Origin of the sequence: Streptomyces sp. NPDC101234 (assembly GCF_044767525.1) — a bacterium.
Classification (GTDB): Bacteria; Actinomycetota; Actinomycetes; order Streptomycetales; family Streptomycetaceae; genus Streptomyces; species Streptomyces sasae.
Genome location: NZ_JBIWOA010000045.1, coordinates 1 through 18,861, shown reverse-complemented (window position 1 = coordinate 18,861; position 18,861 = coordinate 1). Strand labels below are relative to the sequence as shown.

Sequence of the window (18,861 nt, the reverse complement as noted above, 5' to 3'; positions counted from 1 at the left end):
GCTCGGCCTGGCAGTGCTGGTGGTCGTCCCAGTCGGCGTCGCTGAAGTGGGCGGGGCGGTTCAGAGGACTCCTTGAAGGGGCGGGTGTCGGCCCGGGTCAGCGGTGGCGACCGCCCGGTTTGGGCGGCACCGGGCTCTGGCGGGGGGAGGGCGTGGGGAAGAAGCGGTGGAGGTCGAGGTGGTCGGTGAGTTCCTGGACTGCGTCACCGAGCGACTCCGACGCGCGCCGCAGACAGGAACGCGCCGTCGCGTGTTCGATGACCATGCGGTTGTCCCGGAAGTATCTGTCGTTCTCGCTGTGCGACCGGGGCAGCGAGCACGCGCTCTGCGCAGTCTCGGCGAAGTGCGGTACGGCCTGGCTCGACAGGGTGACCGCCGACGCCAGATGGGCGAGGATGGCGCTGCCGGCACGGTTCTCACTGGAGGTGGTCCGGGCGAAGTCGGCAGTCAGTTGGACGACATCACGGGCGAGAGCCTGTGCGTCGGTGACGTGCCGGAGCAGCGCGGTGAAGGACGGCGAGGCCGGGACATGACCGGTGTCGTCCAGCAACTCCCACTGCTCGAACGCGCCGGAGAGTTTGCCCCTGACGGCGTTGAGCGCGTCGATGAGGTGGAGGGTGGTGGCGCGCGGGATCAGTTCACGCTGGATATCAGGTTGCATGAGCTTTTATGGTCTTTATGTTCATTCGAGCGTCGGTGTCGAAGAGCGCCAGCTCGTGACGGTGTAGAAGGTGCTGCACGATGAAAGATCGTCCGGCGACTTTCCACAGGCCGCGCCCTCGGTTGAGGTGGGCGATGGCGTCCATCTCGACGGAGGTCAGGCCGAGCAGGGAGGCCGCGGCGTGGAGTTGGTCGGTCTCCTGGCGGTAGATGATGCGGGTGGAGCAGTCGGCGAGGAGTCCCTCGGCCAGTGCGCGGCCCTGTGATCCGGCGTCGCCGGCGGTGAGCAGGTCGGACAACCGGTGGATGACCATGAGGTTGGCGATGCCGAGGCCGCGGCTGAGTTTCCACTGGGCCTGCATGCGCTGGAGCAGGCCGACGTGCCGCATCAGCCGCCATGCCTCGTCGTACACGATCCAGCGCCGGCCGCCAGCCGGGTCGGAGAGGGCGGACTCCATCCAGGCGCTCGCGCAGGTCATCGCGAGGACGAGGGCGGTGTCGTCGCCGGACCCGCCGAGGCGGGACAGGTCGATGGTGAGCATCGGCGCGCTCGGGTCGAAGGCGACGGTGGAGGGGGCGTCGAACATGCCGGCCAGGTCGCCGTGGACCAGACGCCGCATGGCGTGGGCCAGGTCGCGGGCTGCGTCGCCGAGTTGCCCCGACATCATCCCGGCGGCCTCGTCGAGCGCCCGCGGGTTGTTGAGGGTGGCGGCGACGTCGCCGAGGAGCGGGGTGCGGTGCATCTCGGCGGCGCGGGTGACGATGGCGTCGAGGGCGACGTCCAGGGCGGTGTGCTCCATGGGCATCAGATCCCGGCCCAGGACGGTGCGGGCCAGGGAGCCGAGCAGGAGCAGGCGCCGTTTGCGGATCTCGCCGACCCAGTCCGCCTCCGGCACGCTCGCCGGGCGTGGGGCCGCGTCCAGGGGGTTCAGGCGTCCGGGCAGTCCGGGACCGAGGGCGACGGACCGGCCGCCGAGGGCCTGTGCGACTGGCGTCCACTCGCTCTTCGGGTCGCACGGCACGTAGACGCGGTACCCGAAGGCCACCGAGCGCAGCGCGAAGGACTTGGCCAGCGCGCTCTTGCCTTGGCCGATGACCCCGGCGAGCAAGAGGTTCGGATTGGTGAACCCCTCGACGCGGCCGTACAGAGCGAACGGGTCGAAGACAAAGGACGCTTCGGCGTGGACGTCGCGGCCGATGTAGATGCCCTCGGCGCCGAGGCCGCCCTCGGCGAGGAAGGGATAGGCGCCGGCCGCGATCGCGGTGGTCATACGGTGGGCGGGGAGCCTCAGCCGGTTCCCGCGAGCGGAGGCGGGCCCGGGGCGTCCGCTCGGCGGGTGGAGCGGGGCGGGCATCCGGCGCTCGGCGACCATCCCCTCGTCCTGGTGGGTGCTGGCTTCGGCGCGGGCCCTGACGGTGGCCTCGGCGAGCTGGCGACGGGCGGCCTTGCGGCTGGCGCGGTCGGCGCCGTGGGGAGTGAAGAGCGGGCTGGCGGAGGCGCGGCGGGCACGTCGGGCGGGCCGGTGGCTCAACGGAGGCTCTCGATTCGGCGGATGGTGCTCATCGCGCGCAGGCCGTGGTGTGCGGGCGGAGGTCGGTGGGGGTGGTCTTGCGGCGCAGGACGTGCCCGGCGGTGAGGTGGCGCTGGCAGATCGTCAGCACGGGTGGTCCCTCGGGCAGCCGTTCTGGATGGCACGCGCTGGCCTCGGCTTCTTCTGCTGCGGTGTCGGCGGGCAGCAGGTGGAAGGCGGAGTGGACTTCGCTGGTGGCCTGCCAGAGGCGGGTGTGCGCGGTGGCCAGGTGACGGCCGGCGGTGGGGTATGGCGGCCGGGTGGTTTCGGCGAGGTGGTCCAGGAGGTGGAGCAGGGCGGTGAGGTGGGCGTGGAGCACGTCCAGGTGCAGACGGTCCGCGCGCCGGGGCGGGGCCGCGTCCGGCGGGGAAAGGGACCGGGTGTGGTGGCGGATTCCGGCGCTTGCGGCGCGGAGGTAGGGGTGCGCGTCGTCTGGGGGTGTGCGGGGGGGCAAGGGCGGTGATCCTTCCTGCCGGGAGGCAGGGGGCGGCGATGGGTGGTCCGCCGGGGATGAGTAAGGGGCCGGAGGCCGGGGACGGCCCTGACTCACAGGGCGGTGCGGGCGAGTGGGAGCGCGGCGAGCGCGAAGGCGTCCGGCTGCTGGTAGTTGAGGCGACGCAGGTCGACGCCGGAGGTGACGGCGTGGGTCTCGATCTGTGCGCAGGCAGCGTCCAGGAGGGCGTCGGTCTCGGCGGTCACGGTGACCAGGCCGGTCAGCGCCACGTCCGCGTGCCCGGCGATGAGCTGGCGTTCGCGGGTTTTGACGTCGGCGTACTCGACGGAGTCTTCCTCGCTGTCGACCTGCCCCCGGCGGGCCCGCTCGTTGGCATCGGCGATGATCGCCGCCTTCTTCCGCTGGACGTCCCGCAACGCGGATTCGAGGCCCTGCGGCACGTATATGAGGGAGAGGCTGCGGCGCACGCCGGCCGTGAACATGATCCCGTGGAGGAACCCAGCTCCCATCTCGGTGCGGGGCCAGTTCTCCACCCAGTAGGTGGCGTGCCGTGCGCTGTCGGTGGCGAGTCGGTCGTATTCCTCGAACTGGACGACGGGCCCGGCAGCGGCGGGGTCGGCCTCGGCGCGGCCGGTCTCGGACCAGTGCTGGAGGGCTGCGAGGGCTTTGGGATCGTAGGCGGTACGGATGACGGCGGCGATCTCCCGCGCGCTCAGCCACCCGGTGACCTGGAGCCCGGCGTTGCGGGCGGCCTGGGCGATGGAGGCGGTGGTCTGCTCCAGGACGGTGAACGCCCCCGGAAGCCCTCCGCCGGCCTGCGAGATCAGGCGCCGGGCGGCCTTGAGGTCGAGGGAGATGGCGAGGTAGGTCTCGTGCGGGGCGGCGGCGGGGCCGGCCGAGGCGACCAGCTCGGAGTAGATCTGTCCCGCGACCGGGGCTTGCGGCTGCCCGTTCTGTGTCCAGTGCCGGGTGAGGGTGTCGCCGCTGTCGGGGACGGTGCGCTCCAGCACCTGCACGGTGGCGATGTGCCCGGTACGGGCGATCCCGGCGAGCGCCCGTCCCCAGCTGCTCACGTTGTGGTTCTGGGTCGCGGGGTCCAGGAGAGCGAAGGCACGGCCGGTGACCCAGGCGATGGCCGTCAGGGTCTGGCGGTGGGGGTCGTGGACGGCCGCGGCGCCGTTGGCGGAGTCGCCGGGGGTGACCACCTTCAGGGACGCGGCGGTACCGGGCAGGTGGAGGACGCCGTCGTGGCGGGGCCGGGTGACGGGTCGGGCGAGCCAGAGGGTCTGGCCGGTGCGGCGGCGGTGCGCGTAGCGGGCGACGATCGGCGCCCAGTCGATCAGCGAGCGGCCGTGTCGGCGGATCGCGACGAGCGCACCGGCTGTGGCCCACAGCGGTGCCAGGGCGACGGCGCCGAGCAGTCCGGTGGAGATCACCGTCATCAGCAGCAGCGCCAGCGTGCAGGAGACGAGGGCGAGTTGGGGCCAGGAGAGGCCGAGGAGGATGCCGCGGCGGGACCGGTGCGGGAACTTCACCGTGACCGGGGCGGGGAGATCAGTCAAGGAGCGGATCCTGGAAGCGCGGGTGGAACCCGGGGGCGGGCGCGAACTGCACATCCCGCCCCCGGGAGTCGGTCAGGGAATCAGAGGCTGGTCGGAGGCGGCAGCGGGGGGCCGCTCGCCCCGCTCGACGAGGCGCTCTGCGTACCGGAGGACGGCGGTGCGCCCTGCGGCGGCGGGGTCGTGGTCGGCGGAGCGGACCGCCATCCGCCGCTCGGCCTGGACGCGGCACCCGTGGCGAATCCACCGGGTCCCGGGCTGCCTCCCACCTGGCTGCTGGTGTCGCCGGACACGCTGGCCGGCGCGGGCTGGACGGCCTTGTCCAGGCCGGACTTGACCGCGCCGCCGCCAGTTGAGATATCGGTTCCGCCGCTCTGCGATCCCTCCTTGCCCTTGCCGCCTCCGCCGGTCGGGTTGGCGGCGATGTCGCCGGGGAATCCGCCGCCGGCGTCTGGGCCCTGCGGTGCGGCACCCGCGCCGGCGGCAGCGCCACCGGTCCCGGCGGTTGCCACCGTGGCGGCGGCCTTGCGGGCGGCCTTCTCCGCATGCGCCCTGGCGATCTGGGCTCCGGCACCACCTGCACGGTGGATGGACTCCCCGTCGGTGCCGTCGGCCGCCCAGTGCACGAACTTGAAGACCGCGTACGGGCACAGCAGCACCAGGACCATGATTACGATGCCGGACATGACGTCGGCCAGGGCGGCGATGCCGTCCTTGGCCTCGGTCTTGCCCATGGCGGCGATACCGAGCACGAAGATCACGGTCATCAGCAGCTTCGAGACGACCAGGGTGGCGGTGGCTTCGATCCAGCCCTTGCGCCAGCGCCGGGCGACTTCCCAGCCGCCGCCGGCGGACGCGAACACGGCGAGGGTGACCATGACGAGGATGCCGACCTTGCGGACCATCATCACGCACCAGTAGAGGATGGCGCCGATGGCGGCGCCGAGCCCGGCGACGACCGGGACGAGCCAGCCCAGGCTGGACAGCGATGCGATCTGGTTGACCTCCACGATGCGGCGCACGGCCGACTTGATGTCCAGGTGCGCGGTCTTGAACAGGCCGTCGCTGACGGCGTCGACGACTTCGACGGCGACCGTGGTCAAGGAGATGGCGCAGAAGGCGAACAGGACCCCGCTCGCCGTGCCGGTGAACGCCTGGGTGAGGGCTTGTCCGTCACGTCGGACTGCGGCCCGCACGAGCTGTGCGCAGAAGGTCGCGACCAGCAGGACCAGGCCCAGCGGCAGCAGCGTCTCGTAGTTGTCGACGAACCACGTCGCGTTGAGGTCCACCTTCGTGGTGGTGTCGACCGCTTCGGCTGCCAGGTCGGCTGCGGCGGCGGCCAGTTCGCCGGCGGACTTCGCCATCCAGTCGCCGATGGCCTTGCCGGGATCCGAGGCGAAATCCACCGCGTCGCCGACGTCGCACAGCTTGTCGGCCAGGGGGTAGTCACAGAAACCCACGGGGAGTTACTCCTCCTTATCGTTTCTCATTCGCGGGTCACTGGGTGACGCTCGGTGCGAGGGCGGCCAGGGTGCAGTCGTGGTTCGGGCGGCATTGGACGGCGAGGGTCACGGCCCGTTCCTCGGCCCCGCTGCCGCCCTTCTTCCAGGCGATTTGCTGTGTGCCGTTGACGGTGACGACGTAGATGTACGCCTCGGTGATCGCGGACGAGTCGTCGGCCAGGGCCTGCTTGAACGCGGAGGGGTAGTGGCCCTCCGCGATGTGGGCGGTGGCGTGCTGGTCCTGGTCGGCCATCCGCGACCACAGCACCGGATCGGGAACCTGGTCGGCAACGGAGGCCCAGTCGGCGTACTTGGTCTCCGTGGTCATCCAGGCGCGCATGCCGGCGAGCTGCTGGTCGCGGCTGGTTGCGCGGGTGTCGTAGGACCACAGCATCTGCGCCGCCGCCTTGGCGTAGGCGACCGGATCGGCGATCTGCGGGGGCTTGGGCACCGACCCGGACCCGGACGACGGCTTCGGGACGGCCTCCTCGGCGGAGGACGGACTACTGCCGGCCGGGGCCGGCGCGGCGGTGCCCGCAGGTTGGCGGCCATTCCCGCTGCCGATCACCACGGCGACGATCCCGGCGAGGGCGAGCAGGACGGCGACGGCGCCGGTCACGATCGCGATGCGCCGGTTGACCGACCAGCTCGCACCGTACGAGGACAGCGAAAGGGAGGGGAGCCGGTTTCGCATCAGTGGACCTGCGACCCCAGTCCGGAGAAGAAGGCGATGATCCCGTTCGCGGCACCCAGACCGAGGGCGGCGCCGGCGGCCACGACCGCGCCCTTCTTGCCGTTGGCCTCGGCCTGGTGACCACCGGTGTGGTGTCCCCAGGCCCACACGCCGAGGGAGACCGCGAGAGCGCCGACCACGGCGACGATCGCGAACAGGTTGATGGAGTTGACCACGTTCTTCAGCACGGAGAGGCCGGGGAGACCGCCGTCCGAGGGCGTGATGCCTGGGTCGTAGGCGAGCTGGATGACGCGGTCTGCGAGAGGGACGGACATAGGTGTGGCAGGGGCTCCTTGCGTACGAAGGCCAGGCGGGGGCAGACGGGAGACAGGGGAGGCGCGAGGCGACTGCCTCGCGAAGGAAGGCCGGCAACGGTGCGGGAAACGGTCGGCCCGGTGGACATCGGCAGCACGGCAGCTTGACGTGCACGAGGATCCACAGATGGCGTGCAGAGGCCGGGGCGAGAACCCCGTCCGGGCCGGGTATGGCCCTGCCGGCGGCAGGGCCATACCTCACACTCCGGGGCGCTGTCCCGGAGCGCTCTACTTCGGGATTGACGGCTTCGGCGCGGGGTTGGTCTGGTAGGGGTTCGCGCAGTTGTAGATCATGTAGCCGCGGATCTTCTTGCCGTCGGACTTCCGGGTGACCGTGCCGCGGGTGTACCAGGTCTTCTCGGCCTTCTTGTATGCCCACTGGTCGTAAACGACCTTGTCGTGCCGGTAGCCGATGCCCACCACCGTGGACGTCTTCGACGGTGCCTTGCGGATCTTGACCGCGCTGCAGCTGATGGTGGTCCTACCGGTGTCGTACGCCTGTGCCGTGGTGGCGGTGACCAGGCCGCCGACGGCGACGGCCAGGCCCAGAGAGACTGCTGCGAGGGCGCGGTGGCGGGTTGTCAAGGATGCTCCGTACTGTCGGGGAATCTCGCTCAGAGATGGTGTGTTCGTGGCGGTCTCGCCCGGCCGGCATCACAGGACGCGGCGGGCGGCGAGGATCGTCCAGTCCTTGATCGGAGTGATCCGGACCGGTTTGGTGGTGCGCGGTGCCTCGATCACGAGGCCCTCGCCCATGTACATGCCGACGTGCTCGGGCCGGCTGGCGGTGCCGCGGCTGAAGATCAGGTCACCGGGCTCAAGGTGGGCGGGGGAGACCGCCTTGCCCTCGTTGACCTGCGTGTACGTGGTGCGGGTGAGGGTGACGCCGGCGTGGGAGTACGCCTGTTGCATCAGGCTGGAGCAGTCGCAGCGGCCCATGGGGTCGGGACCGTGCGCGTTGGTGCAGGATCCGCCCCACTGGTAGAGCGTGCCGAGCTGCTGCATCGCCCAGATGATGGCCTTGCGCGCCTTGGGATCTGCGGCTGCGGGGATCTTGTAGCTCTTGGGGACGCTTCCCTCGGGGATACGGCCGAATCCGGAACCGTCCTCGCTCGCAGTGCAGCCGTTCGTGCCGGTCGCTGATTGCTGGGCTTGGTCCGCATCCTTGCCGTCCGTGGCGTTGTCGCCGCCGGGGAAGGTCTTGGCGATGGCAGCCTGCAGTGCGGTGGCCAGGTTTTCCCACTGCGCGTACGCGTCCGGCAGGCCGGACTTCTGCACGGCTTGGGCGGCCTGGGTGACGGTCATCTGCTGCCAGCCGTCCACCTTGAGCAAGCGCTTGTAGAACTGCTCGGAGGCGTCGACCGGATCGCGGATCTGCTCGGCGGTGCCCCAGCCCTGGGATGGGCGCTGCTGGAAGAGGCCGAGGGAGTCGCGGTCCCCGTAGTTGAGGTTGCGCAGTCGGCTCTCCTGCATCGCCGTGGCGAGCGCGATGATCTGCCCCTTCGTGGGGACGTCGAGCGAGAGACCGGTGGCCACGATGGTCGCCGCGTTGGGGACCTGCTCGGCGGGCAGGTCCAGGCCCTCGACGTGCACGTCCTTGTCGGAGGCACCGTCGAGGATCTTGGCGACCTGCTCGGCGACCTTGGCGGTGTCGATGTCGCTCAGGCAGTTGCTGAAGGCGCTGCTGTTCTGCACGGCGTTGGCCGAGGAGGCCAGCATCATGCCGGTGCCGGCGATGAGGATCGGGGAGAGGAAGACGACGCCGATGCCGGCGGCGAGCCCCTTCAACCCGAGCGGGCCGCTCGCCGGTCAGCGGGTTCGGGTATGGGCGGGCAGCGGGACGTCATGAACGTGTCCTTGGGGTTGCGGTGTCCGGCGTGTCGCGTGCGCGAGGCGTCTTGGAAGGGCGCGGCAGCCGGGGTGGGCGATCGAGGGCGGGCCGGTGCGCGGTGAGTTGCCGCTCGCTGCGCGTGGCCGGGCCGTGAGCTAGGTGTGCCAGGGCAGGGGGTACCTCCGCGAGGTGTGGCAGGGGAGTAGCCAGCGGCGGTGTGCGCCGGGCGGTTCAAAAACAGTAGGCGCGGATCGGCGGTTGACCAAAAAGTCGGCGCGGGGTGCCGGAATCCGGCACCTCAGGAACGCACTTCTTGGTCGTCGGCAAATTCGCCTCTACAGTTTTTGGACTTCCCCTCGCTCTCCTCGGTCCGTGGCCCTGGGCTTCTGCATGCCCACTTCCGGCCCGCGAGGACTCCCGTGCGAGACGGGTAGTTGTCTCTGCGATTCCGTACCCGAAATTGGGGTTCCTCTTTGCCTTTTTCCCTGCACCAGGGCGATGCCCTGAGCGTTCTCTCCGGCCTCCCGGACGGCTGCGTCGACTCCGTCATCACCGACCCGCCGTACAACTCCGGCGGCCGGACCGCGAAGGAGCGCACCACGCGCTCCGCGAAGCAGAAGTACACCTCCACCGACTCGAAGAACGACCTCGCCGACTTCACCGGCGAGAACATGGACCAGAGGTCCTACGCGTTCTGGCTGACGCAGATCATGACCGAAGCCCACCGTCTGACCAAGACCGGCGGGACGGCGCTGCTGTTCACCGACTGGCGCCAGCTCCCGACGACGACGGACGCGATCCAGGCGGCCGGATGGCTGTGGCGCGGGGTGCTGGCCTGGCACAAGCCGCAGGCCAGGCCCCAGAAGGGCCGGTTCACCCAGAACTGCGAGTTCGTCGTCTGGGCCAGCAAGGGGCCGATCGACGGCTCCCGCAACCCGGTCTATCTGCCGGGAATGTACTCGGCATCGCAGCCCTCGGGCGCGCAGCGCCAGCACATCACGCAGAAGCCCGTCGAGGTGATGCGCGAGCTGGTCAAGATCAGCCCTGAGGGCGGCACAATCCTCGACTTCTGCGCCGGCTCCGGCTCCACGGGCGTGGCAGCCCTGCTGGAGGGCCGGGACTTCATCGGGGTGGAGAAGACCGAGCACTACGCGTCGATCGCGGCCGAGCGGCTCACCGAGACGATCCGCTCAACCCTCACCCAGGACGACATGGTGCTCACCGCCTGAGCCGCGTCCTTGCCCGCCGCCCAGGCGGCCCGTCCCCACGCGCAGCCGCCGGCGCACCGCGCAATCCGCTGGCGGCGCCGCGTGAGGGGCCCCGCATTTCCCTCGTTCCGCGTCTTGTAGGAGGCCGAACTTCTCGATGCCCGAATCCGTAAATCCCGCCGATGGTGGAGAGTTGGAGCCGATTCGTGTTCCGGATCCGCAGCTGGAGGGGATCGAGGCGAGCGTGCGGCGGCTCATGGAGCAGTCGGCGCAACAGGCCCAGCAACTCGACCATCTCGCGTCCGACCCGTCACCGAGCGGGTCACCGTTCGCTGCGTTCGGCATGCCGGGACTCGGCGGCCCGCCGGCCGCCGCTCCACCGGAGCCCCGCCCGATCCTGGAAATGGACGGCGAGGAACGCGAGGACGAACTCGACGCCCTGTCCGACTGGGTCGACGACTTCTTCCTCCCGGTCTACGGGGCGGAGGTCACCACCGCGGCGCCCTGGTGCCTGCAGTGGCAGGAGCACGACGACGTCGTGGCCTGGCTGCATGCTCTGTGGCTCGCCTACCAGCAGCACAAGGACCCCGAAGCCGGGCTGGCCGGCATGTTCGTGTGGCACCGGGACTTCCTCACCCACGCCATCGCGGCGATCCGCGCGCCGGGCGGCCCGCTGTCGGCCTGCATGACCTCACCCGACCGGCCCGCGCACCGGCTCCTGCCTGGCCCGCAGCCGTCCGTGCGCACGGAGAGGGCCACCGCTGAGGAGGCCGCCGGGACGCCCGAGTCGTACGAGCTGGCGACATGACCGCGGGAGCGGGACAGCCCGCCTTCGGATTGAGCCTCGATCCCCGGGTGCTGACCGATCTCCTCCAGGCCCCCAGCGACATCCGCGACCTCACCCTCGCGTACCTGCAGGAAGTCGTGAACGCGCAGCGCTTCGGGCTGCGTCTCGACGGTGACCTGGAGGGCTTCAGGAAGCTGTTCGTGGACTCGCGCAAGGACTGGCGCGTCGTCTACAACGTCCGCCCGGCGCCCGCGGGATCCCCCCTCCACAAGGAGATCCACGTCGTCGCGATCCGGCCGCGCGCGGGCAACGACGTCTACGACGAGGTCGGCCGCCGCCTGGGGATGACCCGCCGGCCTCTGAGCGCCCGCACCCACGCGGCCCGCTCCCGCTCCCCGCAGCTGGCCACCCGCACTCCTGCGCCCCGGCCCGCGCCTCCGCCCATCGCGCCGCCGCGTCCGCCCCGTCCCGTACCCAACCCCGCGCACCATCTCACCCGCTGAACGCAACGGAGCGTCGCCTATGCCCCCTGAACCCCCACTACCCGCAGTTCGGCGAACAGTCTCCCTGCTCGACCACCACATCGAAGCAGTCACCGGCCACGACATCGACACGCTGCGGGACTTCCGCGACCGTGGCGTCTTCGACGAGCTCCACGCCCATCTGGTCGACCGGCACCGCGAGTTGGCCACGGCCCAGACCGGTGTCACCTTCTACCTGCGCCTCCTCAACCGCCTCTCCAGCGGCGAGTTCGACGTCGATGACGCCCTGTTCACACGCATCGACCGCACCGCGGAACAACTGGAAGAGGCCGCCGCCGCGCGGGACGCCGCCGCCCACGCGGTGCTCGCCGCCCTGGAACCCATCGAAGCCGCAGCAGCGCCCGACGCGAAGCAGCTCTCGACGGACGACCAGGCGGCGCTGCTCGCCATCGCCGGCGGAGCCAAGCTCTACGAACACCTGCTCACCGGCCGGATGAGCGTCACGGCAGCCTCCGGCACCCGCATCCCGCACGCCAAGCTGCTGCGGCTGGAGGAGACCGGTCTGGTCGTCCGGGACACGGGCCACCCCGTGCACGCCGGCCAGCCGGTCACCCTCACCGACACGGGACGAGCCGCGCTGTTCGCTGCCCGCCGGACATCCACGACACAGGCGCCGAAGGCGCCGGCTCGACCCGGCACGTCGCCGTCGGCTCTGGCGCAGCGGCGTTGATGTTCTCCGAAAGGCCCTTGTTGTATTACGCCGAAACGGCGCCGTTCGGGAAGCCCATTCCCCAGGTCGACTTCGGTCTGGACGACCTCGACGCCGACGAGGAGAAGTACCTCGACTTCTACCGCAACGTCGGCGTCCACGAGGACATGCTCGTCCCCATGGCCGAACACCACGACGGGCCGCACAGCTACTACGTCCTGTTCGACCGCACCGCGACCTGGGGACACCCCGGCCTGCCCCAGATGCTCGCCGTCTATCTGCAACGGGACCACGAGAAGAAGACGTTCGCCTTCGAGCAGAGACCGCTGCCGCTGCCCGCGATGGCGCAGTCCTGGCTCATCCACCGGGGCTGCCCGCCCGATGCCATCGGCCTCGACCCGGAGTTGAGCGGACCGCCGCCGGCGGATGAGGCCACGCGAGCACTGGAGCGACGCCTCGTCGGCGACGGCGACCACTACGCCATGGGTTACTCCTACACCAGGGACGACCTGGACGACATGGTCGTCGTGGTGGCTCTGCGAGCGCTGGACGAGCGTGCCCTGTCGCCGTTCCGTGTCGTGGTCGAAGAGGTCGATACCGAAACGTGGACGCACACCCTGCGCGAGGGCGGTTTCGACACGGTCGGTGAGGCCCTGCAGTGGTGCGAGGACCGCCTCATGGGCGAGGCCGGTCCTCTCCCGCCGGTCCGCCCGACGTCCGCCGCCAGCCGCCCGGCCGGTGTGGCGAGGTCCCCCGCCCCGCGACCGCCCGGCCGTTCGCGCTGAGTGCCCGGCCCGACGCGGGCGGCGCAACATAGCCGACGATCGCCGGTTAGCCAAACCGGCGATTCTCCGGACTCTTATAGCCGCCGGGACAACCTCCCCGCAGCACCAATCCACGCAATCCCTATGTCTCTTCGGAGACTTCTTCCGCATGCCCTCCACCCCCATTCCCAGAACAGGAGTCCTCTCTTTGTCCGACGGCATATCCGATGACGTCAAGGATGTCCTGGGCGTCCTCACCGAACGGATCGAAGCGCGCTTCGGCATGGACATTGGTCAGTTGAAGGCCGCGGTCGCCGCCGCACCCTGGGCGAATCCTGCCGCCACCGATGTCGTCAAGTGGCACGGCCTCCTCGCAGAGGCCCAGTCGGTACTCGACCGCGCGGAGGACGACCTTCTTGCCGCGCTGGAGACACAGCCCAGTGAGGTCGACGACCCGACGATGGGCCTCGCCCACCGCGTGAACGCAGCCGTCACCACCCGCGACGGCCGGGCCATGGTCGTACGGTGGCTCCTCGACCCGGACGCTCCGGGGAAGAAAGACCCCGCCGCCGAACGCCTCGCCCGCCTGCGCCCCCGAACCGGGCCGTCGGTGCCAACCAGCGCCCCCCACCGGCCCGCGGGCACACCCGCACCGGCGTCGGCGAAGCCGGGAAGGCCCGTCCGTTGAGCCGGGACAGGGCCAGCACCATGGACGGCGACGTGCAGCAGGTCTTCGGGGCCCCGGTCTCGGAACTGCATGAGGCGGCTGCCGGCCCGGATGCCTCACCCGCCCTCGGCCGGGCCCTGGAGCTGCGCTCCTTCCTGGCGCTGACGGAGGAGCAGGTCGCACGCGTCCGTGATCGCGTCCACGTGGACATGGACCCGGACCGCGACATGGGCGAGCTGTCGGCGGACCAGCTCCGCTTCGACGCGCAATGGCTGGAGGCAGCGCTGGAGGCCCGCGACAGCTACCGCGCCGCCCTCGGTGAACTGCTGCGCACCATGCCCCCGCCCGCCCAGCAGCCCCGGCCAGTCCGCACCGCGCAGCTCAGAGCCACCGCAGCCCTGCCCCCGTCTGCCGCCCCGGCACCTGAGCGTGCCGGGGCGGGTCGGGGCCGCCGACCGTGAAAGCCCCCGATTGCCCCGCCCCACGTCCACCGATATAGCCGGACGGATCGAGGACCTGTACGGCGCACCGCTCGCCGACCTCGCAGCCCACGCGCGCGACCAGCCGCCCGGCATGCTCTCCGCCCTGCTCGGCATGCACGACGACCTCGCCCTCGCCGAGCGCAGCATCGACGTCCACCGCGACCACCTCGCCCGCCTCATCCATCCCGAGCGGCAGATCGGCCCGCACGAGGTGTCCCACCTCCTCGACGGCACCCGCCGGCTTGCCGAAGCCGTCGCCGTCCGCGACGTCCAAGCCACCTCGGTCGCCGCTGTCCTGAAGAGCCTGGCCCGCGCCCCGGCCCCGACGCCTGTCCCGCCCGCTCCCTCACCGCCTGCCCCGGTCCCTCCTCTTGGGGCGTCGAGTCCGGTGCACAGCCGCTGACCCGCAGGCGATTTCCCTTTCCATCACCCAGGAGTTCCTCCCTTGGCCACCACCGCTCTGCCCCCTGACACCGACGCCGACATCGCCAGGGTCACCGAGGCCCTCGCCATGATCACCCCGCGCTGGAACGTGAGGATCCTCCTGGCCCTCTCGGGATCGCCGCTGCGCTACAGCGAGCTGGCGGCCAAGATGTCCTGGCTCCGGGATGGTCACCTCCACTCCAAGCTCACGTCGCTGTGCGACGCCGGTCTGGTCGAGCGCACCGAACTTGATGCGCGGCACGTGACCTACGGCCATACCGAGCGTGGCGCTGCCCTGCTGCCGGTGCTGCCGGTGATCGTCACCTGGGCCGAGGAGTATCTGGATACGCCGGACGGCCCGCTGCCCGCGATCGAGCAGATCGAGGACAGCCTCACCCTCCTCACCCGGCGGCACGCCGCCGCCATCCTGTGGGTGCTGAAGTCCCGCAGGGAGGTCAGCGGGCGGGCCCTGGCCCGGATCGTGATGCCCAGCAGCGACTGGACCAACATCTACCCGCCGCTGCGGCAACTCGTCGCCGACGGCCTGGCCGACACCGACGGCATCGGCCGGCCCTACCGGCTGTCCGCAGCAGGTGATGGCCTGGGACCGGTGCTCGGCTCCCTGTCCGCCTGGTCCGCCGGGCAGCCCCTCACCCACGCCGCCCAGCACCCGGTCTGGGGGCACCCGCAGGCGAGGCCAGCGCCGAGGCCGTGGATCAGCAGCCAGCCGAGGCCGGCCCCCACGGCACTACCGCCCGCTCGGACACCCCAGACCTCTCCGGCCTGGCACAACCGGGTTCTGTTCTCGCATGCCGCGACCGCCCACCCGAAGGCAGCCATCCCGGCGGGAGGCCCGCGCCGATGAGCACCGCCATGACCTCTGCCGAAGCGTTGCGCGCTGTCGAACTGCTCTCCTCGCGGCCGTTGGTCCGCCTGGTCACCGAGATCGACGACAACGGCGCCATACCGCCGCGACGGCTAGCCGGCACCCTGTCTGACCTCTCCAAGCATCAGGTGCGCAGCGCGTCCGACACGGCCCGCGCCCACGGTCTCATCCGGATCACGCCCGGCGCCGGACTGGAACTTACCCAGGCCGGGACGGAGTTGGCAGATCTGTACGATGCGATGGCCCGCTGGGCGCGGCGTCGCGCCGTCCCGGCCCCCGTCTGTGAGTTCAGCGGCCGCATCCGGCACGTCCTCGGTCTGCTGGCACCTTTGCTCACCGGTGAGTCCGTCGGCACCCCCTTCCCGCTGGGCGGTAGCGAAGGCGAGGCGGGCCTGGCCCGTCCCTGCATGCTCTTGACCCAGTGGCTGGCCGACAACCCCCAGGTGAGGGTGTCCGAACCGGAGCCGGTCGCGTGAGCCAAGCAGTCGCACCTCGGCGCGCACGTCACACCGGCGGGCTGGTGCGCAGTATCTACCTGCCGCGCACGGCGGACGCGTTGGCGTTCACGATGTCCACCTACGGCATCCCGCTGCTCGTCCTGGCCACCACGCGCTCTGCGGCACTGACAGGCGTGGCGTTCACCTTGGAGTGGATCCCGCGGCTGGCTGCGTTCGGGTGGGCCGGATCGGTTGTCGACCGGCGCGGTGCCGCGGTGGTCTTTCACCTGGCTGCCCTGGGGCGGGCGTTGGCGCTGGCCGCCGGCGCGGTCCTGCTCCACTTCCACCCGCCGGGCACCGCGGCGAGCGTGACCGTGATGGTGCTGGCGGCAACGACCGGCTTACTCACCGAGTTCAGCTATATCGCGGTCGAAACGGCGGGAGCCGCCGCCGGACGCCGGGCAGGGCGACGGGCGCACCGTGTCCAGGCCGTCCTGCTCGGCATCGACCAGACGGCGACCCTGGCCGGTCCGGCGCTCGCCGGCGTGCTGTTGCTTGCCGGTCCGCCGTCGATGCTCGCGGTGATCACCGTGCTCTCGCTGATCGCCGCGCTGCTCGCCCTGCACACCCCACCCTCGCCGGTGGCACCAGCCCGTGTGGCGAAGGGGAAGTCCGATGCCGGACTGCTCACCGGGTGGCGCACCATCCGCTCTCTGCCCGCGCTCGGCTGGCTCGTGACCGGGCTGATCCTGTCCAACCTGGCCACCGGCCTCCTCCAGGCGGCCGGCCCGGTGATCGTCGTCCAGCACTTCGGACAGCCCACCACCGCCGTCGGCCTGGTCTGGTCCGCTGCTGCCGCAGCGACGCTCCTCAGCGTCACGCTCTGCCGGTTCGCCCTGGACCGCTTCGGCCTGTGGCCCGTTGGCGCCACCTGCGCTGCCCTTGCCTCGCTCGGCTGTCTCGCCGCTGCCCAGACCCCCGACTACCCGTCCTACCTCGTCCTGGTCGCCGTCCTCATGGCGGCCGACGGCGGCCTGGCGGTCGTCCTGCGCACCCTGCGCTCCCGCCTGATCCCGCCGGACAAGTTCGCCAGCACCCTGTCGGCGACGATCCTCATCCTCCTGCTGCCCTTCCCCGCCGCCGGCGTGCTCACCGCGCTCACCCCGCCCGACGCACTGGGCCACGTCATCACCGTCTGCGCGGTCCTGCAGGCCCTCGGTCTGTTCTGCGCCTTCGCCCGCCTGCGCACTGATCCCGCCCTGCGCACCTGAACCCGCTGCGCCCCAGCCGGTGGAGAACGTCATGTCCATCGCCGCCCTTGGGTCGCACCGCGCGACCGGCCGCACCATCAGCGAGCAGTTCCACGCCTTCGACGCCCGCAACCTGCACGTCTACCGCGCTCTGGAACGCATGGCCGCCCGCCGACTGGCCGCCGACGCCACCCGCGTCAGCTTGAAGGACCTGTTCGAGGACCTGCGCCGCCAACTTCCCCACGGCGCCTGCGGGCTGAACAACAACTTCACCGCCCTCTACGCCCGCCGCCTGGTTGACAACCACCCTCACTGGGCCTGTGTGTTCGAACTGCGCCGCCGCCGCGTTGCCTGACACCCCTCCCTCTATACCGCCCTCGTGCCCTCTGCCGGCCGAAGACGGCCTGGCAGACCGCCTCGCCCACGCGGCCCCTGCCGTGCGCGGGCTGCGTGAGCGGCCTCGGCCCGCGGCCCGCACCTCCGGGCCGACCGTGCATTGTCCCGGTGCCACCGGGATCCGCTCGCTTCCCCTGCGCCTTTCCATCCTCCGCACCCAAGGAGCTTGCCCTTGTCCGACCGCCCCGTCGTCCTCGTCGTTGCCGCAGCCGACATGGAGGCCGAGGCGTACCGCGCGTACTGCCTTCAGTCCGTGGCCGCCGTCTATGACGTGGTCCTGATCACCAGCGAAGAGCCCACGTGGGAGGTGCCGTACCTGCGCGACTGCGTTGTTGTCTCCGACCCAGCCGACCAGGCCGCGCTATCCGCCGCCGGCCGGATGCTGGCCGAACGTTACGACCTGGCGGGGGTGTTCACTTGGACCGAGTGGTACCTCGTGCCCGTGGCCCGCCTCGCGCGCCAGCTCGGCCTGCCCACCACCGCCCCGGAGGCCATGCAGGCGTGCCGCAACAAGGCCACGTCCCGGGCGCTGTTCGCACGGCACGGCGTTCCGTCGGCGGCTTCGGTGAGCGTGCGGACCCTGGCCGAGGCGAAGGCGGCGGCCCAGCGCATCGGCTACCCGCTCGTACTGAAGCCCGCCGCACACGCGGCCAGTATCGGCGTGATCCGCGCCGACACCCCCGACCAGCTCACCGCTGCCTTCGCGTTCGCCGACCAGGCGGCCAGGCTTGGGCGGGAATCCACCAGTGTGCTCGTGGAGGAGTACCTCGACGGGCCCGAGGTGTCGGTGGAGTGCGTCTCCTACCGCGGCGAGACCACCGTGGTCGCGGTCACCCGCAAGACGGTCAGCGCTCCGCCGTTCTTCGAGGAACTGGCCCACTGCGTGGACGCCGCGGACCCGCTGCTCGACGTGGTGACCCCCGTGGCGCGGGCCGCGGTCCGCGTCCTGGGGATCACCGATGGCGTCAGCCATGTCGAGATGCGCCTGGTCGACGGCCGGCCGCGGCTCGTCGAGGTCAACGGCCGGATCGGCGGCGACATGATCGGCCACCTGGTGAGCCTCGCGACCGGCATTGACCTGCCGCGTGCCGCTGCCGACATCGCCTGCGACCGGGCCCCCGACCTCACCCCGACCAGGTCCTCGGCTGCCGCCATCCGGCTCCTGTACCCGGGCACCTCCGGCACCCTCGCCCGCCTGGCGTACGAGGGAGACCGGCCACCGTGGCTGGAGCGGATCCACTTCCAGCACCACGTCGGCGACGATCTGCTGCTGCCCGCTGACGGGGGTGACATGTTCACCGCCCGCATCGGCTACCTGATCACCACGGGGCCTGCCGCCGACGTGGTGCAGGCCTGCGCCGAACAGGCCCTGGGCAGCCTCGGCATTCACATCGCACCCCGTACGGCCGGCGGGTCCACCCGGGATCGGGCGGTATGAGCCGGCCGACTGCCTCCGCCCGCCGCGAGCGGGTCGTGCTGACGGGTTACTTCCTGGGACTCGGCGTGATGATGGCTGTCTGGGGTGCACGGATGCCCGCCGTCCAGCTCGCCGCCCAACTGAGCACCGCACGGCTGTCCTTGGTACTGCTGGCCGCTGCTCTGGGGATGGTCGCCGGCCTCAGAAGCCGTATTCCTATCGATCATGAGGACGGTTCTGATCGAACAGGATCCCTTGACGGGTGATCTTGGCCGGTGGGTGCATGAAGGCAGGGCCTCCGGTGCAGCACGAGGGTTGCGACACCGACT

Annotated in this window: 23 protein-coding genes; 14 read left to right on the top strand and 9 right to left on the bottom strand. The window is 71.0% G+C overall.

Annotation, left to right across the window (positions count from 1 at the left end; translation table 11 throughout):
* Positions 1-97: 97 nt before the first annotated feature.
* The 9 genes from ACIRR9_RS47850 to ACIRR9_RS47810 all read right to left on the bottom strand — a co-directional run bounded on the left by ACIRR9_RS47850 (position 98) and on the right by ACIRR9_RS47810 (position 8,581).
* Positions 98-661, bottom strand: a complete 564-nt coding sequence (locus tag ACIRR9_RS47850; protein ID WP_403765791.1) for a hypothetical protein — start codon at positions 659-661, stop codon at positions 98-100.
* A complete protein-coding gene (locus ACIRR9_RS47845; protein ID WP_403765789.1) occupies positions 651-2,192 on the bottom strand; it encodes an ATP-binding protein in 1,542 nt (513 codons plus the stop codon). The genes ACIRR9_RS47850 and ACIRR9_RS47845 overlap by 11 nt, the downstream gene beginning before the upstream one ends.
* A gap of 28 nt (positions 2,193-2,220) precedes the next feature.
* Positions 2,221-2,685 carry a DUF6238 family protein gene (locus ACIRR9_RS47840; protein WP_403765786.1) on the bottom strand — a complete coding sequence of 155 codons (465 nt, stop codon included), beginning with the start codon at positions 2,683-2,685 and terminating at the stop codon, positions 2,221-2,223.
* Between the two features lie 92 nt (positions 2,686-2,777).
* Complete coding sequence (locus tag ACIRR9_RS47835) at positions 2,778-4,247, bottom strand: SCO6880 family protein (RefSeq protein ID WP_403765783.1); 1,470 nt, start codon at positions 4,245-4,247, stop codon at positions 2,778-2,780.
* A gap of 80 nt (positions 4,248-4,327) precedes the next feature.
* Complete coding sequence (locus ACIRR9_RS47830; protein WP_403765779.1) at positions 4,328-5,704, bottom strand: ATP-binding protein; 1,377 nt, start codon at positions 5,702-5,704, stop codon at positions 4,328-4,330.
* A gap of 37 nt (positions 5,705-5,741) precedes the next feature.
* Positions 5,742-6,440: a hypothetical protein gene (locus tag ACIRR9_RS47825; protein WP_403765776.1), complete on the bottom strand. Its 699-nt coding sequence runs from the start codon at positions 6,438-6,440 to the stop codon at positions 5,742-5,744.
* A complete protein-coding gene (locus ACIRR9_RS47820) occupies positions 6,440-6,754 on the bottom strand; it encodes a DUF6112 family protein (protein ID WP_403765773.1) in 315 nt (104 codons plus the stop codon). Before ACIRR9_RS47820 ends, ACIRR9_RS47825 begins: the two co-directional genes overlap by 1 nt.
* Positions 6,755-7,021: 267 nt before the next feature.
* Positions 7,022-7,378, bottom strand: a complete 357-nt coding sequence (locus ACIRR9_RS47815) for a hypothetical protein (protein WP_403765770.1) — start codon at positions 7,376-7,378, stop codon at positions 7,022-7,024.
* Between the two features lie 69 nt (positions 7,379-7,447).
* Positions 7,448-8,581 (bottom strand): C40 family peptidase, encoded by a 1,134-nt coding sequence (locus ACIRR9_RS47810; protein ID WP_403765767.1) that lies wholly within the window; start codon positions 8,579-8,581, stop codon positions 7,448-7,450.
* 516 nt (positions 8,582-9,097) lie between these two features.
* On the opposite strand from ACIRR9_RS47810, the gene ACIRR9_RS47805 reads away from it, so the two are divergent.
* The 14 genes from ACIRR9_RS47805 (at position 9,098) to ACIRR9_RS47740 (ending at position 18,798) form a co-directional block, all read left to right on the top strand.
* A complete protein-coding gene (locus ACIRR9_RS47805) occupies positions 9,098-9,853 on the top strand; it encodes a DNA-methyltransferase (protein WP_403765764.1) in 756 nt (251 codons plus the stop codon).
* 235 nt (positions 9,854-10,088) lie between these two features.
* Entirely contained in the window at positions 10,089-10,640 is a 552-nt protein-coding gene (locus ACIRR9_RS47800) for a DUF4913 domain-containing protein (RefSeq protein WP_403766005.1), read from the top strand.
* Positions 10,637-11,122: a hypothetical protein gene (locus tag ACIRR9_RS47795; protein ID WP_403765761.1), complete on the top strand. Its 486-nt coding sequence runs from the start codon at positions 10,637-10,639 to the stop codon at positions 11,120-11,122. The genes ACIRR9_RS47800 and ACIRR9_RS47795 overlap by 4 nt, the downstream gene beginning before the upstream one ends.
* Positions 11,123-11,141: 19 nt before the next feature.
* The gene (locus tag ACIRR9_RS47790; RefSeq protein WP_403765758.1) at positions 11,142-11,831 is read left to right on the top strand and encodes a hypothetical protein; all 690 of its coding nucleotides are present in this window, start codon (positions 11,142-11,144) and stop codon (positions 11,829-11,831) included.
* Positions 11,831-12,595, top strand: coding sequence for a hypothetical protein (locus ACIRR9_RS47785; RefSeq protein ID WP_403765755.1), 765 nt, complete (start codon positions 11,831-11,833; stop codon positions 12,593-12,595). The genes ACIRR9_RS47790 and ACIRR9_RS47785 overlap by 1 nt, the downstream gene beginning before the upstream one ends.
* A 187-nt stretch (positions 12,596-12,782) precedes the next feature.
* Entirely contained in the window at positions 12,783-13,262 is a 480-nt protein-coding gene (locus tag ACIRR9_RS47780; protein WP_403765752.1) for a hypothetical protein, read from the top strand.
* Positions 13,259-13,702: a hypothetical protein gene (locus ACIRR9_RS47775; RefSeq protein ID WP_403765749.1), complete on the top strand. Its 444-nt coding sequence runs from the start codon at positions 13,259-13,261 to the stop codon at positions 13,700-13,702. Before ACIRR9_RS47780 ends, ACIRR9_RS47775 begins: the two co-directional genes overlap by 4 nt.
* 10 nt (positions 13,703-13,712) lie before the next feature.
* Positions 13,713-14,126 carry a hypothetical protein gene (locus ACIRR9_RS47770; protein WP_403765746.1) on the top strand — a complete coding sequence of 138 codons (414 nt, stop codon included), beginning with the start codon at positions 13,713-13,715 and terminating at the stop codon, positions 14,124-14,126.
* Positions 14,127-14,168: 42 nt separating this feature from the next.
* Positions 14,169-15,011, top strand: a complete 843-nt coding sequence (locus ACIRR9_RS47765) for a winged helix-turn-helix transcriptional regulator (protein ID WP_403765743.1) — start codon at positions 14,169-14,171, stop codon at positions 15,009-15,011.
* A complete protein-coding gene (locus ACIRR9_RS47760; protein ID WP_403765740.1) occupies positions 15,008-15,508 on the top strand; it encodes a regulator in 501 nt (166 codons plus the stop codon). The genes ACIRR9_RS47765 and ACIRR9_RS47760 overlap by 4 nt, the downstream gene beginning before the upstream one ends.
* Complete coding sequence (locus tag ACIRR9_RS47755) at positions 15,505-16,740, top strand: MFS transporter (protein ID WP_403765737.1); 1,236 nt, start codon at positions 15,505-15,507, stop codon at positions 16,738-16,740. Before ACIRR9_RS47760 ends, ACIRR9_RS47755 begins: the two co-directional genes overlap by 4 nt.
* Positions 16,741-16,771: 31 nt before the next feature.
* Positions 16,772-17,074 (top strand): hypothetical protein, encoded by a 303-nt coding sequence (locus ACIRR9_RS47750; RefSeq protein ID WP_403765734.1) that lies wholly within the window; start codon positions 16,772-16,774, stop codon positions 17,072-17,074.
* 255 nt (positions 17,075-17,329) lie between these two features.
* Complete coding sequence (locus ACIRR9_RS47745) at positions 17,330-18,553, top strand: ATP-grasp domain-containing protein (protein WP_403766002.1); 1,224 nt, start codon at positions 17,330-17,332, stop codon at positions 18,551-18,553.
* Positions 18,550-18,798, top strand: coding sequence for a hypothetical protein (locus ACIRR9_RS47740; RefSeq protein ID WP_403765731.1), 249 nt, complete (start codon positions 18,550-18,552; stop codon positions 18,796-18,798). Before ACIRR9_RS47745 ends, ACIRR9_RS47740 begins: the two co-directional genes overlap by 4 nt.
* Positions 18,799-18,861: the final 63 nt, after the last annotated feature.